The following is a 17371-nucleotide window of genomic DNA, read 5'->3' on the forward strand; positions in this document are numbered from 1 at the left end:
TAGCGGCAAGCCCGTAGCCCCCGATGGGTTTCATCTAACTCCCAAGAGTACATCGTCATACGTCGTACCGGAGGTTACTGGAGTGATGAATCCTTTTCCGATGTTGGCAAGGAGCGTTTAGGCTGAAGCCAAAGCTTCCTCCTCCGAGTGATCAATGGCTTCTTCAATCTCAAGCTGATGGCGCGTCCACTCTGCGGCGATGGCAGGATTCTCGAGGATCTGCTGCTCGATGCGCTGAGTCTCTTTGAACTCAAGCGCCTTGGCGCTCATCGTCCATTGCGTCTCGACTCGCAATTGCTCGAGCTCAGCGCGGATGGCAGGCAGCCCAATGCGGAAGAATTCCTTGCGCGGATTGACCTTGTTCACCTGCTCCCGCAGGAAGTGACGGTGCAGCTGTTTTTCAAGGCCAGGTGCATCGTCGCTGAAGATCATGGCGTGGACGTCGAACTCGAAGGGCACGCTGGCATCGCCGAGCTCGCGCACCCGGTCCAGCGGTTCGAGCCGGCGCGTCATGCCGATTTTGAACACCTGCTCTCCGAACGAGCCGATGTTGGAAATGATGTAAACATGGCCTGCACGTGTTTGCTGCGCCATGGAGAGCGCGCGCTGGTTCTTGTCCTCGGCAGCCTGTAACTGCTCTTGGAGAAGAGCCAGCCGAGCCTCGAATTCGGCACGCTCAACGGCGCTGGCGGCGGCAACTTGCTCCTGTGCTTTCTCCAGGGCTTTGCGCAAGGTGGCCTCTTCTTTAGCGGCATCCTTGATCGCTCGCTCATACTCCCGGCGAGCCTTCTCTTCCTCGCGGATCTGCTCGCGCAGTTGACGTTGCTCTTCACGCTCCTGGTCTTTGAGCAGCTTTGTCGTTACCGCCCAACGCAGCTCCTCCAGGCGGGAGTTCATATACTCCTCTGTGATCCGCGCGTTGCGAAACGGTGCTCCATTGAGGTTGACCAAGGCAGCGGCATCGCGGATCTCTTGCTCAAGCTTGCCGTGATTGTCAGATTTGGAACGAGAAAGGATGGAGTCGACCTTTCCGTTGAATGCGTCTACGACGAACCGAACCGCGGTATCGCGACGGTTTGCCTCAACATAATCACACGCAGCCGCCCTTCCCGCCTTGACCATGAAACGCGTGAAGTCCCGAGCTGCTTTGAGCTTCTGGCCAGCCTCAGTGAAGCCGAATTCTTCCGCCAGGTCGTCCAGGAGGTTGTAGGTCGGCACGATGTACGCGTCGCCATACCCTTCTACGACATTCTTCATGGCCTGGGCTGCATCAGCGTAATGTTTGGCTTTGCCCATAGCGGCCAAGGCATCCCCAGCCACCTGCTCGGCACGTTCTTGGGCATCGGCAATGATCTTGGCGGCATCAGCAATGGCCTGCTGCAGTCGGCTCTCAGCTTGATTCACCTTTGACTGTGCTTGCTGCAAGAGCTGATCGCGCTCCAGCCTGGTTTTCCCCAGGATCTGAGATTTCTCAGCTTCCGCATCTGAAATGGCCTGTTTCAGGCGGTTTTCGGCCTCCTGCACTTTTACCTGGGCTTGCTGCAGGAGTTGATTTCGCTCAGACCTTGTCTCGCCCAAGATCCTCGCTGCTTCAGCCTCAGCATCTAGGATGTCTCTGAAGCGCTCCAACTCACTGAGCGTTTGCTCCAGTCTCGACTTCAGCGCAGCTGATGCCTCTTCGATAACTTTTATGTCGTGTTGTCTGGCCGCCAGCTCCATTTTGAGCTGGCTGATCAATCCCTTGGCCTTGATGCTTTGAACGAGGAACACGCAGGCGCTTATCCCTGCGACTAATGCTAGAAGCTCCATGTGCCGCTATCCATGTCGGAGACGAAACCTGAATCGTACATTGCCGTCATGGCTAACCGCCACCACCCTTGATCGGAGAGACCCAACGGGGAACATCCATTCCCCTCAGTGCCATCGCCAGGCAATTGCTGGAGATCAAGCATGTTATTGCTTTTATCGGCGCCGCCGTATCTGCTTGGAGCGGCATTTCCACCCATGATCACCACACAGTTCGCTACACCGATCGGCGCAGAGGGTTTGTTCATTACCACTGATGCGTATAAGTCGCCGTCAACACCGTACCCGGCGCTGGCAGGTGGCTGGTGTTGTTGCTGTTACGCATCAGTTGACTGTAGAGCGGATCTGGCGTCGACGCTCGCTACGGAGACCCGTTCACCGAAACGTCGGCGAACATGATCCACCAGCTCGTCATAATGGCGAACCAATGTTGCCAGGAGTGGGGGTTTGCTAGGCTCGACCTGCGCGAAGGGGGGAGCGAATGCCTGGAAGGCGTGCTCGCGCAGCATAAATGCGAATACTTTACATTTAAAGCAAATACAACAATCTCTGCTCAACGATGTCCATCATCACTCGGAAACCGCCATGCTTCAGATTTTTGAACGACGCCTCGACCCTTTCCCGCCCGACGAAGTACCACCCCCGCCGGTGGGCCTGTTGCGCTTTATGTGGGCCTGCACGCGCGGCGCGCGTGGCTATGTGCTTGCGCTCGCGCTGCTCAGTGCCAGTGTGTCGATTTACGAAGCCTGGTTGTTCTCCTTTCTTGGCCAGGTCGTCGACCTGCTCTCGTCCTGGCAGGCAGGCGGCGCTGCCGACGGCCAGGAACGTCGCGTGCTCTGGGGTATCGCTATCGTGCTGTTTAGCAGCATCGGGCTGGTGGCGCTGCGCACCCTGGTGCAGCACCAGATACTGGCGATCAATCTACCGCTGCGATTGCGCTGGGACTTCCATCGCCTGATGTTGCGGCAAAGCCTTTCGTTCTTTTCCGATGAGTTCTCCGGCCGGGTGACCACCAAGGTGATGCAGACGGCACTCGCCGTGCGCGAAGTGCTGTTCACGGTGATCGAGATCGCCCCCGGGATCGGGGTGTATTTCATCGCCATCATCGCCCTGGCCGGTGGCTTCGCCCTGAAGCTGATGCTGCCTTTCATTGCCTGGGTCGCGTTGTTCGGGCTGGCCATGCTGTACTTCGTGCCGCGCCTGGGGCAAGTCGGGCAGGAACAGGCCCATGCGCGGTCATCGATGACCGGTCGCATCTCGGACGCCTACACCAACATCACCACGGTGAAACTGTTCTCCCACTCCAAACGTGAGGCGCACTTCGCGCGTGCGGCGATGGAGGATTTCAAGCAAACCGGCTTTCGCCAGATGCGCCTGGTCAGCCAGTTCGAGATCGTCAACCAGATGCTGGTGGTAGCACTGATTGTGGGCGCAGGCGGCTATGCCCTGTGGTTGTGGCACCAGGGTGAAGTCGGTACCGGGGCGGTGGCGGCGATTACCGCCATGGCCCTGCGCATCAATGGCATGTCGCACTGGATCATGTGGCAAATGACTTCACTGTTCGAGAACATCGGCACCGTTCAGGATGGCATGGCCACCCTCACCCGTGGCCCCAAGGTGCAGGATGCGCCGAACGCGGGTGTGCTGCAGACACGCGGCGGCGCGGTGAGCTTCGACAATGTAAGCTTCAACTACAACGGTGAGCGCCAGGTGCTCGATGGCCTGAGCCTGAAGATACGCGCAGGTGAAAAGGTCGGCCTGGTGGGTCGCTCCGGCGCCGGCAAGTCCACGCTGATCAACCTGCTACTGCGCTTTTACGACGTGGACAAGGGGGTGATCCGCATCGATGGACAAAACATCGCCGAGGTAACGCAAGACAGCCTGCGCAGCGCCATCGGCATGGTCACTCAGGATACCTCCCTGCTGCATCGCTCCATTGGCGACAACATCGCCTATGGCCGTCCCGATGCAACCGATGTGCAAATTCGCACTGCCGCGATCCATGCCCAGGCCGATGGCTTTATCAACCAGCTGAGCGACAAGCAGGGTCATCGCGGCTACGACACCCTGGTGGGTGAGCGCGGCATCAAGCTTTCGGGCGGCCAGCGCCAACGCATTGCCATTGCCCGGGTGATGCTCAAGAACGCCCCGATCCTGCTGCTCGACGAGGCCACCAGCGCGCTGGATTCCGAGGTGGAAGTCGCTATCCAGGACAGTCTCGGCGAAATGATGGAGGGCAAGACCGTCATCGCCATCGCCCACCGGCTGTCCACCATCGCGGCTATGGACCGACTCATCGTCATGGATGAGGGGCGCATCATCGAGCAAGGTACGCACGCCGAATTGCTCGGCAGGAACGGCACCTATGCTCGCCTGTGGCAGCACCAGAGTGGTGGGTTTCTGGGCGAGGATCAGGGGCTGGCCCAAGCCGTGGAGTAGGCATGGCGCGGCCATGACTGGCTAGCTTTGACCGCTTATCCGCAAGCAATGAAAGCCCGGCATTGAAGCCGGGCTTTGCATAGCGCTCTAAGCGCGCCGTTTGATTGCGACCTTCGACCACAGGGTAAAGGCGACTGGTGGTGTCCAGCCTGAGTTTGATACGTGCTCTTGCAGGCACACGTAATGATTGCCTTCGTAAGTCACGCCATCCTCCTTGCGATACCGATGGTTCAACTGCCACTCGGGGAACTCTGGATCAGGGATGTCTCCAGCAGTTCGAACGCTCAGGCTCTTGCTCGGCAGCGACTCATTTCCCTGAGAGTCTGTTGCCGTGACAAAGTAGCTGTACTGAGTGTTCGGCGTTAGGCCTGAGTCCTTCAGCGTTAAAGCTGCCGCATGGCCTATCGCAGCCCCATTTCGGTATAGCGTGTATGTCTCGATCGGACGAGGGCCGCTTGAAGCCCCCCAACTCAAGGTCAGACTGATCTCGGTTACGTCCCTGGCGGACAGGTTCGCCGGCGCCGTTGGCCGGTCACCAGGCGCCGACCCGCCGTGAATCAACGGGGAGTAACGATCGTAGAACTCCCAGTTGTAGGGAACATTGTGCTTGGTAACGCCGTCGTCCCAGTTGATAGACCACGTCATCAGCCCTTTGATGGAATGGCCGGCAGCGTCGAGACGCTTGAATGCATTTACAACTGCAGCAGGATCGATCACATAGCCAGTGGCCGCAGCGTCATTATTGGCCGGTAAGCCAATGACAAATTTATCTGCGGGGATGGCGATGTAGTCCCGAATGCCAGTCACCAGGCTTTCGGTCAGGTAGTAGAGGAAATCCTCTTTCATCTCATCATTGTTCTGTGCAATCCAGGCACCTTGACCACCGTTGGCCTCCTGCACCCAGATCCCATCGCCACCTTGGTTGTAGTACTGAGGCGCGATGAAGTCGTAGTACCCCTCAAGGGCCTGAATGTAACCAACGTACTTGCCACCAACTCTGAGATAGGGAAACTCAGGTGCCATGCTGATGATGAAATGTTTCCCTTCGCCCTTGTAGTGATCCTTCACCAGTTTCAAGGCCGCCGGCAGCACCGTCTTGTTGTCAGCAAAATCAATGGCGCTTTGCTCCAGGTCGATATCCAACCCATCAAAACCGTAGACTTCAACCAAGCGAATGATCTCATTCGCCAGTGGCTGCTCATCCCCCTTGTGCAACTCAATATGAGCGTCGGCGCCGCCCAATGAGATCAACACCGCCCGTCCCTGGCTGTTCAGCACGCCTACCTGACGGCGAAACTCTTCATCGGAGAGGTTGTAAGGTCTGAAGGTAGGAATACCTTGGCCTTTCATGAACGCTACAGCAACAACGTTGTAGTCCTTGGGTACATCCACCAAATTCAGATTGGCAAACTGCCCACCTTGATAGCCATCACTATGGCCGGCTGGCCAGTTATGCCAGAAACCCATGAGGATTTTTTTATTGGCAATACTAGGCATCAATGATGCTGAATCATTTACGTTGGACTTCAGTAATGAAAAATCAATCGTAGACATTGTTCTATTCCTTCAGAACTGTATGAGGGCCGTACATGGCCCGCGCTGACTCAAAGTTCACATCAAACGCCTGATGGAGTGCAGTGCCGGTATCAGCACCACGCCAAAGCACGGCATTGATCTGCTCCCTAGAGGAGAACTTTCAGGCTAGCGCAAGGTTTTGGATTGTCCACCATGAAAAGACGATTACAAAAGCAGAAGAACACACGCTAATGAAACGCTCCCACCCCCCGCCACTTCACCCTCCCCGCCGAAAATAAACGGACCCGCCGGGGCTCGCGCCCCCTCAAGGCGCGCCGAACAGCATCGTCCAATACACGCCCTCGTCGCTACGCGAGTTCGCGGCATAGGCCGCGCCCACCTGGGTAAACATCGGGTTCATCAGATTGGCGCAATGCCCGGGGCTGGCCAGCCAACCTGCCATCGCCTTGCTCGGTGAGCCCTGCCCTGCGGCGATATTCTCGCCGATCTGACGGCCACGGTAGCCCGCATCCCACGCCCGATCTGCCGGCAAATCACCGTTGGGGGCACGATGCGCGAAGTAATTGCCGTTGGCCATCGCCCGGCTGTGTCTCTGCGCCGCCGTCCCCAAGGCGCTATTCCAGGTCAACGGACGTGCCGCGGCGAAGCGCTGGCGACCACACAGGCGCGGCTTCGCCCGTGCTGCGTTGACCTGTGCCAGCAACGCTGTGCTCGCAGATCGCCCATCGCCAAGCTGAGCATCGAGCAAGGGGCGCGCCAGCACCACCCGCCACTCGTTCCGGGCGCGACTGACGCCGATATCGGCAAATTGGCTATCGAGCAGGGCCGCGCAGTAGTCGCTCTGGAGCATGTCAAAGGCCTCCTCGGCATCTTGCGCGCCGACCAGGCGGATGGTTCGCACCGTCACCGCCTGATAGCCGGCAGCCTTCAACCTTTCCCGCAAACCGCCGCTATAGCCGATCGGCAACGCCAGGTTCGACTTCAACGTCAGCGGCGTCGAGACCCGAACCACGCGCCTCTCGCAGCGCTGGGGCTGGGCGCGGTAATCGTTGATGGCCTCCACCAATTGCCTTTCTCCGCTGGCATGGGCGGGGCTGGCGAGCAAGGGGAACAAAGGCATGAGGCAGAGCGAGACAAAGCGGGAGCAGCGGACGGCTTGGCGCATGGGGCGAACAGCTCTGATGGGATGACGGCGGTAATGCCGAAAAAAGGGCTCGGCTAAGACTGCGATCCTCAACACAAGGTTCACGCGCAAAGGGTACAAATTTATTGTTGGAGCAATGCCTCCATTCCAGGCTGACGCCTTCTAGTCGGACCGGTACAAAAAGCGGCCGTAGGCCCTGTCCGTTTCCCTAACGAAGGACGCTATAAATCTCAGAAACCACCTGCATCGTTGCGTCTTCGACCGTTCCTTCATTACGGCATAAAACCCAGCCGTGATCTGCAACTGCTCGCTCGAACGCCTTGGTACTAGCCACATGTTCCTCCAGCTTATGCATCACCGTACTGTTCAGCCCACGGGTACGTGCCGCTGCCCTCGCCCATGAAACCTCAGGGGGGGTGACGACCCCGACATGCAGGTCTGGCACTCGCACGTTGCGATCCATGTTCAACTGTAGAATCTCTGCAAACGGGACCATCCGGCGAAACGCGGCATCGGACGGGTACCAGCGATCGATCAGGATGATGCTGTCCGCTGGTTGTTTGGTCAGCACGTGCTGGGAAATCCAGGTACGGCTATCAGCAAAGCGCTCACACACCCCCAACTCCAGATCCCGGCTGGGATTTCTGACGAGCGTGTTAACCAGGGCCATTGTTTCACCCCGATAAGGGTCGCTTTTTTTCTCGCAGAGTCGGATCACCTTTTTGTTGTCTGCCCGCAGTACTTTCGTCACGGCCTCCAACAGTGTGGTTTTGCCGGTGCCCTTGGGCCCATCGAGAGAAACAAACAGCGGACGATTCATTCTTCAAACAACGCTTGATATACAGTTTTTTGCCCAGTTCGCTCGCTGCACGCGCTTGGCGCGACTATGCGAATCGAATGAAGGGCCGTGATGAACAGACAGTGATGAACACTCTACTGGTTTCTGGCTGACAGGTCTCAAAATCTCGGGCTACAGCCGCTTATGAGCATCGCCTCGCCCAAATGAGGCGACAGCAATTATGATGCTTACCCGTCAGACAACTGGAAGTCCGATCCTCATGCTCAAGCCCTTGGCCGTACTGACCCTCGCTTGTGCTTCTGGCTACGCGAACGCCGCGCCCACCGACCTCACCGGCGTCTGGAAAGGCACCCTCGGCAAGGCCCCGATCACCGCCTGTTTTAACGCCGCCCCCGACAGCAACGGCAGCTACTACTACCAACGCTTCCTCACGCCGATCCAGCTAACCCGGGAAAAGTCCGGCGAACCCTGGGCCGAAGACGGCAAGACCGGGTTCTGGCAACTGGACGCCCTCCAGGGCGAGACGCTGACCGGAACCTGGACCAAGGCGGCAGGCGGCACGCCGTTGCCCTTGGCGCTGACGCGGTCGAGTGCCGAAGGTTGTGGTGGCGACGCCTATAACGCGCCAATGGAAGCGGCACCGTTGCCCGTCAAGGTAGAGAAAAATACCTTCGGCGAACACGCTTATCAGGTCAGGACCCAAGGCGCCCAGGTCACCTTGAAGCTGGAGGGAGATGGCCCAGCCATCCACAAGATCAATCGACACCTGGCACGCCTAGCCGTCAGCCCCGAGGGCCAGCAAGCGTTCTTCAGCGAGCGACGCGAATACCTGGGCCGCGGCGGCTCCGCCGAAACCAGCGAGATCAGCGTTACCCCCACGTACTGGTCGTCTCAGTGGATCACCGTCAAGTTCTACCGCTGGACCGCAGGCTATGGTCGCGGCGGCATCAGTTGGGGCCTGCACACCTGGAACCTGCAGACCGGTGAAAGCGTCGATCCCTGGACCTGGATCGGTACGCGCTTTGAGTGGTACAGCCCGTTCTCCGGGCATGTCAACCTGCCGAAAAAATTCGCCACCTGGCTCCAGACCCAGGCCACAGCGGACAGCGACTGCCCCGGCGTGGCGAGCTACGCCTCCTACGACCTGAGCTTCGACACCCAGGGCATGCGCCTGGCCAACCAGGCCACCGGCGATGGCTGTGACGTAGATGTGACCTTCAGTTGGAAGCAGGTGGAGCCGCTGCTCTCGGCACAGGGTCGGGCAGCGCTGCCAAGCTTGCAGGTGCCGTGAGCAACGCCTGGATGTAACCGGCCAGCCGTTCTTCACGCGGGCCCTGGGACCGATCCTGACTGTTACCGGCCAGGCGCACGGCCTGCTCAACAGGGTGCGCCAGGTGGTTGGCATCGCCGGCAAGAGCAGCGCGCAGTGCCAGGCAGCGCGGCCGGAAGCTTGGGGCGTACCAGTCGGTTTCTTCGTTGAACAAATGGTCATGCAGCTCGCGGGCATCGCGCTCAAGCATGGCTCGGGAGAAGGCCAGCTCCGCCCGCAGAATCGCCAGCAGCACCATGCACTGCTTGAGCACCAGGGATGGCGACGCCAACATGGCCTCCAGCTCCTTCCCAAGCGCTACGGCGCCCGCCCAATCCGCCTGATTCTGCCGGGCATACAAGCGATAGCCCAGCGCACTCAACGGCGCCGGCATCGGCTGGGTACTCAGGTGATCAAGATCGGCGCCGGGCAGGTCTTCGGCTTGCATACCCGCAGCCCCCAAGGCCATCAGGCGCACACCGGCCAGTGCCTGCCCCTGTTCATCAGGCTTGTAGAGCCAGGCCAGAAATACCGCCCCATCACTGACCCGGCCCGGCGCGACCGTGGGCAGCAGATTGGCAAGGCCGGTGGTCAGATTGCACACCCCGAGCGCCAGTACCAGCGCCGCAAACTCGCCGCCCAGCAGCGGATACAGCACCAGGCACAGGCCCGCGAACAACAGGTTGAGCAACGGCCCCATCAGCGTGAAAACCAGCATGGGCCGACGCAATGGCTGGTGCGGGGCATGCGCTGCCATGACATAGCCGGCCAGTGGCTGGCCTTTGCCAAGGCGCGACCAGCGAGCCTTCCAGCCACGCTGCAGCGGCTGAATCTCCAAGGCCAGCACCCGCGCCGCCAGCACCGTCATGCCAACCCATTTGGCGCCCAGATAGTGCCCGCCTTCGTGCACGCAGAGGCTGACCACGCCCAGGATGCAGGCCATGAACATGGCTGAAAACGGCTGCAAACCGACCTTGATGCTCTCGCCAAGGATGAGCGCCGACAGTAAAAAACCCGCAATGCCGATGGCCAGTTGCAGCAGTACCAACAGCCGATGTATTCCTCTGAGCAGCATTATCCAGTCCTTGATAAACGGGCCGCGCATTGAAGCACCGGTTCTGGACCGACATCAATGTTCATTCGCAGCCTGCAACGACGCGGCGTTGACGCCCATTCAAGCACAACCTGAACGAGGTAGCTTGCACCCGCGAACCCGTTTCCAGGTTCGCGGGGCGGGTACAACACCTTGCATGTCTGTTGCCGGGGCTTCAGAACGCCCAGTCCAGGGTCAGGCCGACCCCGTGGCTCTTGTCGCGACTACCCAGCAGTCCGTTGTAGTCCAGGTTGACCCGGGCCTGGCGACCCAGCGCGATCCCCGCCCGTGCACCGACCACCGCCGCATCACGATCCAGGGACAGCGCCTGGACCGTGTAGGTATCGCCCTGGCCAGCGAAGGCCAGGTGCTGGTCGGCCCCGGTGGAACTCAGGTTGTGCTGCCAGCCCAGGGTGGCGGAAAGCTCCACCGCCTGGCCGCCGGACAATTGCAGTTGCTTGCCGGCGCGCATGCCCAGGGTCGAGAGCCAGGCATCCCGGTTATCCTGCCCACCCTTGAGCGCAGCAGCGCCGCCATGTTCCTTGAAACTGTCGCTGGCTATATGCACATAGGCCAGGTTGGCGAACGGCTCCAGCGCCATGCTCGGCAGTGCGACCTTCCAGGCGGCCTCGCCGAACACCTGAGTGCTCTGGGCATCGCGCTTGCTCTTCTGGCGATCGCTGACCTCGTTGTACTGCAGCTCGCGCTTGGTCTCGATCCGGTGCCAGCTGTGGCTGCCGCCCAGGCTCAGGCGCATCTGCTCCAGTTCCTTGCCTGCATAGGCACCCAGATGGTAGCTATCGACGCTGGCCGAGGAATGACGACCATCGCCCATGCTCAGCGAACTGTCGCTGTAGCCGGTGAAGACCCCGACGCGAGTGTCCTCGCTCATCTGCCCGTCGATCCCCAGCAACATGCCGCCAATGGAACTGCTATAGCGCGCCCGAGCGGAATCACCCTCGGCCTTGCCCCAGGCCCCCAGGGCCTTGACCCACAGGCCGTTGCCCTGGCCTTCCACGGCCGGCGCGGCGGCGACGCCCTGCTGGCGGGTACGCTCGCCCACGGCGTCGCGCAACTGGCGGCTGTCGTTGAGCAGCAGGTTGCCCACCGCCGGGTGAATTTCCCCGGACAGTTGATCGAAAGCCTGCTGGGCGCTGCCGGCATTGGCCGACAACAGCAGGCTCTCGTAGACCGGGTTGCCCGCGCCGAGCTGATCGGCGGCCGCGGCCACCGAACGCTGGTTGGCGTTCAAGCCGACACTGGCGAAAGAAGTGGCGTTACGCTGCACTGCCAGCTGCACCCCGCTGCCGGTATAGGCCAGGCCACCACCGAGGAACAGTGAGTTGGACTGCACACTGGCGAAACCGCCCTGCACGCCGCCCGCGGCCTCCAGGATGTCGTACTGACGCCCCACCAGGCTGGTTGTCCGCTGGGACTGCAGCGAAACCCCGGGGTTCTGCAGATCCAGGGCCAGGTTCGCACCGTCCAGGAAAGCCTTGCCATCGCTGACCAGGCGGTCGCTGCCAGCGGCATCCACCTCCACGGCATAGGTCGAGCCCGGCTGGAAGGTCACATCGGAACTCACGTGCAAGGTGCCGATGGAGTTGCCTGGCGCCACCACGCCGCCGGCGTTGGCCACCAGCGCGCCGATCCGGCCATTGCCGCCCAGCACGCCGCCGTCATTGACCGTCACCGCCGATTGCAGTGAACCATTGACCGCCAGCCGTCCCTGGTTGACCAGGGTCGGGCCGGAGTAAGTGCTGTCACCGGTAAGCACCAGGGTACCGATGCCCTGCTTGGTCAGGCCGCCATGGCCAGCGATATCGTTGCTCCACAGGTCCAGCCCGCAGCCCAGGTCGTTGCAGCGCCGCTGGGTCGGCTTGCCGGCATCCACCAGGGCGCCGATACCCGGCAGATCGACCACGAACTGGCTCGGCCCGTAGCCACCGGCGATGCGGAACGCCAAGGGAATGTCCTGTTCGGTGACCAACATGCCCGGGCCCCGCAGACCCTTGTCCAGGTCGATCATGCCCCAGCCGTACAAGGCATCGATGCCGGGTGCGCCCATGTCGGTGGCGGTGGTGCGCAGCACGCTGGCGATCTGTGCGCCGCTCATGTAGGGGAAGCGCTCCATCAGCACCGCCGCCGCACCGGCGGCATGGGGCGCGGCCATGGACGTACCGTTCTTGTTGGCATAGCCCTGGGTCAGGTCTTCCAGGCTGGTGCCGCCAATCACCGCGCTGTAGATCCGGGTGCCGGGGGCCGATACGCAGAAGCTTGCGGTATAGCCGCAACGGGAAGAGAACGTGCTGATCAGGTACGGGTTGGCGCTGCTGGTGTCGGGGTTCTGCTGCAACGCCGCCACGGTCAGCCAGTTGGGGGCAATCTCCGGGACGAAATAGGCCAGCCCGGCAATCGCATCGGGGTTGTTCAGGTTGTAGTCGTTGCCGGCGGCGAAGATCGTCATGACCCCGCTGCGGGCGGCGGCGATGGCCCCGTCATAGGCGCCACCGGGCATGGTGCCCAGCAGTGGCTGGATCTGCGCGAACTGCGCCCGGGCATCGTCCACGGTGAAATGCGGGAACTCCGGATTGCGCCCACCCTTGGCGAAGCGATCGGTGATGCCGATGCCCCAGCTGTTGTTGATGATCCGCGCGCCGCTGGCCACCAGGCTGTCCCAGCCGGCCTTGTACACCGCGCCATCGTTGCCCAGGACGATGCCATCCTCGGGGCCGGGGTCGCCGTTGTCGGCGCTGATGATCTGCGCATCGAAGGCCACGCCGTGCATCGACACGCCGTCACGGTTGCCGGCGGCGATCCCGCCGACGTGGGTGCCATGGGAACCGAGCTTGCCATCCGAGCCCACCGACGGGCTGCCGTCATAGCGGAAAACATCGCCGACCTTCACCGGGATGTAGGGGTCGGTGTACTGGCGGATACCGGTGGTGACCAGGGTCACCATCTTGTCCTTGCCGGCAAACTCCGGGTGCTGGGCGTATACCGGCTGGTCGAAGATCCCCAGCTTCACCCCCTTGCCGCTGTAGCCGGCGGCATAGGCGCTGTCGGCGTGGATCGCCCCAAGCCCCCAATCGGCCTTGAATTCGCTGCTGCGCCAGCTGCTGGCGTCGCCGAGGCGCCCACTCTCCACGTAGGGTGCGGCCTGGGCCGTGCCCATCAGCGCCGCCCAGCCCACCAATGCGCGACCCAGTGGGGCCAGGGGCCAGCCCTGCCCGAGCACGCTGTCATCCTTTCTGACTTGCTTCACTACGACCTTCCTTAGTTGCATTGATGAAAAACCGCGTTGGTCAAACTCCGTATTGCAACGCCTGGCCGGCGAGCCCTTGGCACCACCAGCGCCACGGCGCTTCAGAAACGCCATTGCAGGTTGAGTCCCGCGCCATGCTGTTGCTCACGACTGGCCAGGCGCCCCTGGTAGTCCAGGCTCAGGTCCAGGTCGCGGGTCAGCCCCACCCGTGCCTGGAGCCCCACCAGCGCGGCATCGCGCAAGGCCGGCGCAGTCTCCACCCGGAACGGCAGGTCGCTACCGGCAAAGGCCAGGTGCTCGCGATCCTGGGTCCCGCTCAGGCGGTGCTGCCAGCCCAGGCTTGCCGCCAGTTGCAGGTCCTGCTGCGGGCCCAGTTGCCATTGCTGGCGCCCACGCAGGCCCAGGGTGCTGAGCCAGGCATCACGCTGCTCGTCGCGAGCCTGCAGCGCCGCAGCGTCGCCCTTCTCATGGAAGGCATCGCGATCCAGGTGCTGGTAGGTCAGGTTGGCGAAGGGCTCCAACTGTACCGCTGGCAAAGCCAGGCGATAGGCCGCCTCGGCGAACAGCTGCTGGCTGCGGGCATCGACCCGTGCGCGCTGGCGGCTGGACACCTCGGCATAGGCCAAGTCGCGCCGGACCTCGGCACGGTGCCAGCTGTAGCTGCCGCCCAGGCTCAAGCGCAGCTGGTCCAGGTCGTGGCGGGCATAAGCGCCCAGGTGGTAGCTGTCGACCGTGGCCCGGGAGTGGCTGCCACCCATGCCCAGGGAGCTGTCGCTGTAGCCTGCGGCCAGGCCGGCGCGGGTCTGCTCGTCAAGGTCATGGTCCAGGCCCAGCAGCATCCCGCCCAGGGAACTGGTATAGGACTCGCGGCCCTGCACGCCCTCGATGCGTCCCCAACTGCCCAGGCCCTTGAGCCAGAGCTGGGTCGAGCCTGGCTCGCTCGCAGTCGTTCCAGGCGCGTTGGCATTCAGTGCAGGACCTTGCACACGCTCGCCCAGGGCATCGCGCAAGACCGAGCCCTGGCTGAGCAGCATCGAGTCCAGCGCCGGGTAGATCTCCCCGGACAGCTGCCGCAGGCCGTCCCGGGCCTGGTCCACAGAGGTCGAGAGCAGCAGGCTTTCATACACGCGATTGCCCGGTCCCAGCCGCTCCACGGCGCCGCCGCTGGAGCGCTGGTTGGCCGTGGCACCGACACTGGCGAACGTCGTGCCGCTGCGCGTCACGTCCAGCTGCACGCCGTTGGCCGAATAATCGAGTACGGTCCCCAGAAACAGGTAGCCGGGCTGGACCTGGGCGAAGCGCCCGTTGACGCCACCCGCTGCCTGCAGGATGTCGAACTGGCGCCCCACCAGGCTGGATACCGGGCCACCGGCCAACAGGTTCGGCTGAGCCTGGGGCACCAGGCTGAGATTGGCGCCACCGACACTGGCCTGGCCGCCCACGACGAGCCGGTCGCTGGCCGTGGGCGACAGTTCCACCCGATAGGTCGAGCCCGGCTGCAAGTCCAGGTTGCCGGCGACATTCAAGGTACCGATAGAGTTACCCGGGGCCACCACGCCCCCGGCGCTGGCGGTCAGGGCACCGATCCGGCCGTTGCCGCCCAGGGTACCGCCTGCGTTGACCGTCACCGCTGATTGCAGGTTGCCGTTGACCGCCAGCAACCCGTCATCGACCCGGGTCGGGCCGCGGTAGCTGCTGTCACCCGTGAGCACCAGCCAGCCGGCCCCGGACTTGACCAGGCTGCCCTGGTAGACCCGCTGCGCGGCAGCCGCGTCCCGGGCCATGCCCAGGGCATAGTCGCTGCGATCCTGCTGGCTGGCTCCCGGTGCCAGGCCATTCTCCCAGCCGCGATCCTTGAGGGTCTGCTGCCAGGCTTGGCGTTCCGCGGCGTCCTCGGCCTGACGCTGCACCAGGGCCTGGTCGGAGATGCCGTTGATCCAGATATCGCCCTGCCCGCGCCCCAGGTTGACGTCGAACTCACCCAGTAGCTGCCCGGGGCCGTGCAACGCCCGGCTCAGGTCCGGGACGCCCCAGCCCACCCGGTCGCTGGGCCCTTGGGTCGGCGAGCCATCGAGCTGGCGCGAGGTGGTCAACAGCACTTGCAGGGCCTGCTGGTTGTTCAGGTAGGGATAACGCTCCATGACCAGGGCCAAGGCCCCGGTGGCATGGGGCGCGGCCATCGAGGTGCCGTTGTAGGTGGCGTAGCCGCCACCGGGCACGGTACTGGTGATCGCCGCACCCGGGGTCGCCAGGCACCAGTACTTGGCGATGCCGCACTGGTTGTATTTCTGCTGGTTGTTCTTGTCCAGGCCCGACACCGCCAGCCAGTGGCCTTCCAGCTCCGGCTGGAAGTACGGCAGCGCCGAGCGCACGCTGGCATTGGCATACCCGCTGTTGCCGGCGCTGAACACGTTGATCACGCCACGGCGCGCCACGTCGCCGGCGGCGTCGAGCCAGGTGTCCTGCTGGAAATGCTGGGCGTAGGCCGCGCGCAAGTCGCCCAGGGTCTGGTAGCTGACCCCCTTGGGCTGGCTGCCCCAACTGTTGTTGATGGCCCGTACCCCGGCATCCATCAGGGCACCGTAGACCGCCTTGAAATACCGCGGATCGGGGCCGGTGCCGAACTGGAAACTGTCGTTGTGGTTGGTGTTGCCCACGTAAACCTGGGCATTGAAGGCCACGCCCTGCATGCCAACGCCATCACGGGCCGCGCCCATGGTGCCGGTGACATGGGTGCCATGGCTGTCGTTGGCGCCATTGAGCACCCCGGACACACTGAACGGGGTGCCGTCCAGGTACTGGCCGGTGGCGGTAACCGAGTGAAAACGTCCGGGGCTGGCCTCGGGATGGGCGGCATCGAACCCGGAGTCCAGGGCGCCGATGCTGACCCCGGCGCCGGTGATCCCGGCGGCATAGGCCTGGCTCGCCTGCATGCGCTCCAGGCCCCAGTCCTGCTGGTATTCGGCCGACCGCCAGCTGGCGGGGTCGCCCGGGCGGCCGGTCTCCTGATAGGCCGCCGCAGCCGACAGCGGCAGTCCGGTGGCGAACGCCAGGCACAGGGTGCCCGTCAGCGTCTTGAGCTGATCACATCTCACATCCATGTCGATGACTTCTCTTGTTTTTGTTGTCGGGTCGCCCGTCCTGGGTCAACCGGTGTGTCGCTGCATTGCTCGGCCGCAAGCCTGCGGCTGCAAATATTGCTCCCACGTCAAATATTTGTGCAACACCTACCGTGCACGAGCGTTCAACCTAGAGCTGAAACAGCATACAAACGCTCGCGGTGGCGATTCGAACAGGAAGCGCAGCGCAAAGAGTACATTTGTACTCCATGCAAACAACTGGATAGCGCTCTCCCCCTTCACTCACCCCGGCTGACCTTAACGGATCAACAGAGTGCTAACGAATGCGGATGTAAGAAGGTATGGGCTGGCATTTTTTACACTCACACCGCACTATCCGTTTTTTTGGAGTTTCATATGCATATCATCGAATGCAGCCTCAAGGACGTGGAACAGGCCGCCGTTCTGTTCAACCAATACCGGGTCTTTTATGAGCTGCCGGACGATCTGGAGAAATCCCGCGATTTCCTCCAATCAAACCTGCACAACAACCTCTCGCGAATATTCCTCGCCCTCGACAACGAGCAAAACCCCGTAGCCTTCGCTCAGATTTACCCAGCCATGTGCTCCCTGGCAATGAAGCGCTTCTACTGGCTCTACGACCTCTTCGTCGCCCCGCACGCGAGAAAAGCCGGCTACGCCCGCCATCTCATGAACCACCTGACCACCCTCCTCGGCGCCGAAGGCGCGGACCGCATCAGCCTGGACACCGCTACCTCGAACAAGGCCGCGCAAGCCCTGTACGAGTCACTGGGCTATCAACGGGAAGGCGAATTCGTGACTTACCACCAATACCTCGCAAACACCGCCCCCCATTGACGCTGTCGAGCCGTGACAGGTTCGGCCCGCCATCCCCAACGC

General features: G+C 62.2%; 10 protein-coding genes and 1 pseudogene. 3 read left to right on the top strand and 8 right to left on the bottom strand.

Annotation, left to right across the window (positions count from 1 at the left end):
• Nucleotides 1-117: 117 nt before the first annotated feature.
• Nucleotides 118-1809, bottom strand: a complete 1692-nt coding sequence (locus tag UW3_RS0100090) for an SNIPE associated domain-containing protein (protein WP_010220081.1) — start codon at nucleotides 1807-1809, stop codon at nucleotides 118-120.
• Nucleotides 1810-2053: 244 nt separating this feature from the next.
• A pseudogene (locus tag UW3_RS30135) lies at nucleotides 2054-2149 on the bottom strand (hypothetical protein); the annotation flags it as partial.
• A 242-nt stretch (nucleotides 2150-2391) separates the two neighbouring features.
• Here UW3_RS30135 and UW3_RS0100095 point away from each other — a divergent pair.
• Entirely contained in the window at nucleotides 2392-4245 is a 1854-nt protein-coding gene (locus tag UW3_RS0100095; protein ID WP_010220082.1) for an ABC transporter ATP-binding protein, read from the top strand.
• Nucleotides 4246-4332: 87 nt separating this feature from the next.
• On the opposite strand, the gene UW3_RS0100100 is transcribed toward UW3_RS0100095, so the two are convergent.
• The 3 genes from UW3_RS0100100 to UW3_RS0100110 form a co-directional block, all read right to left on the bottom strand.
• The gene (locus UW3_RS0100100; protein WP_010220083.1) at nucleotides 4333-5799 is read right to left on the bottom strand and encodes a glycosyl hydrolase family 18 protein; all 1467 of its coding nucleotides are present in this window, start codon (nucleotides 5797-5799) and stop codon (nucleotides 4333-4335) included.
• A gap of 286 nt (nucleotides 5800-6085) precedes the next feature.
• On the bottom strand, nucleotides 6086-6946 hold the full coding sequence (locus UW3_RS0100105; protein ID WP_026001122.1) for a CAP domain-containing protein: 861 nt from the start codon (nucleotides 6944-6946) through the stop codon (nucleotides 6086-6088).
• A 187-nt stretch (nucleotides 6947-7133) separates the two neighbouring features.
• Nucleotides 7134-7745 (bottom strand): dTMP kinase, encoded by a 612-nt coding sequence (locus UW3_RS0100110; RefSeq protein ID WP_010220085.1) that lies wholly within the window; start codon nucleotides 7743-7745, stop codon nucleotides 7134-7136.
• Between the two features lie 238 nt (nucleotides 7746-7983).
• On the opposite strand from UW3_RS0100110, the gene UW3_RS0100115 reads away from it, so the two are divergent.
• Nucleotides 7984-9015, top strand: a complete 1032-nt coding sequence (locus UW3_RS0100115; RefSeq protein WP_010220086.1) for a hypothetical protein — start codon at nucleotides 7984-7986, stop codon at nucleotides 9013-9015.
• Here UW3_RS0100115 and UW3_RS26325 read toward each other — a convergent pair.
• The 3 genes from UW3_RS26325 to eprS all read right to left on the bottom strand — a co-directional run bounded on the left by UW3_RS26325 (nucleotide 8942) and on the right by eprS (nucleotide 16492).
• On the bottom strand, nucleotides 8942-10108 hold the full coding sequence (locus UW3_RS26325; protein ID WP_145959310.1) for a M50 family metallopeptidase: 1167 nt from the start codon (nucleotides 10106-10108) through the stop codon (nucleotides 8942-8944). The genes UW3_RS0100115 and UW3_RS26325 overlap by 74 nt on opposite strands.
• Before the next feature lie 193 nt (nucleotides 10109-10301).
• The gene (locus UW3_RS0100125) at nucleotides 10302-13301 is read right to left on the bottom strand and encodes an autotransporter serine protease (RefSeq protein ID WP_148276779.1); all 3000 of its coding nucleotides are present in this window, start codon (nucleotides 13299-13301) and stop codon (nucleotides 10302-10304) included.
• Between the two features lie 191 nt (nucleotides 13302-13492).
• Nucleotides 13493-16492, bottom strand: coding sequence for an autotransporter serine peptidase EprS (gene eprS / locus UW3_RS0100130; RefSeq protein WP_010220089.1), 3000 nt, complete (start codon nucleotides 16490-16492; stop codon nucleotides 13493-13495).
• 375 nt (nucleotides 16493-16867) lie between these two features.
• On the opposite strand from eprS, the gene UW3_RS0100135 reads away from it, so the two are divergent.
• Nucleotides 16868-17329: a GNAT family N-acetyltransferase gene (locus tag UW3_RS0100135; protein WP_010220090.1), complete on the top strand. Its 462-nt coding sequence runs from the start codon at nucleotides 16868-16870 to the stop codon at nucleotides 17327-17329.
• Nucleotides 17330-17371 lie beyond the last annotated feature (42 nt).

Source organism: Pseudomonas donghuensis, from assembly GCF_000259195.1.
GTDB lineage: Bacteria > Pseudomonadota > Gammaproteobacteria > Pseudomonadales > Pseudomonadaceae > Aquipseudomonas > Aquipseudomonas donghuensis.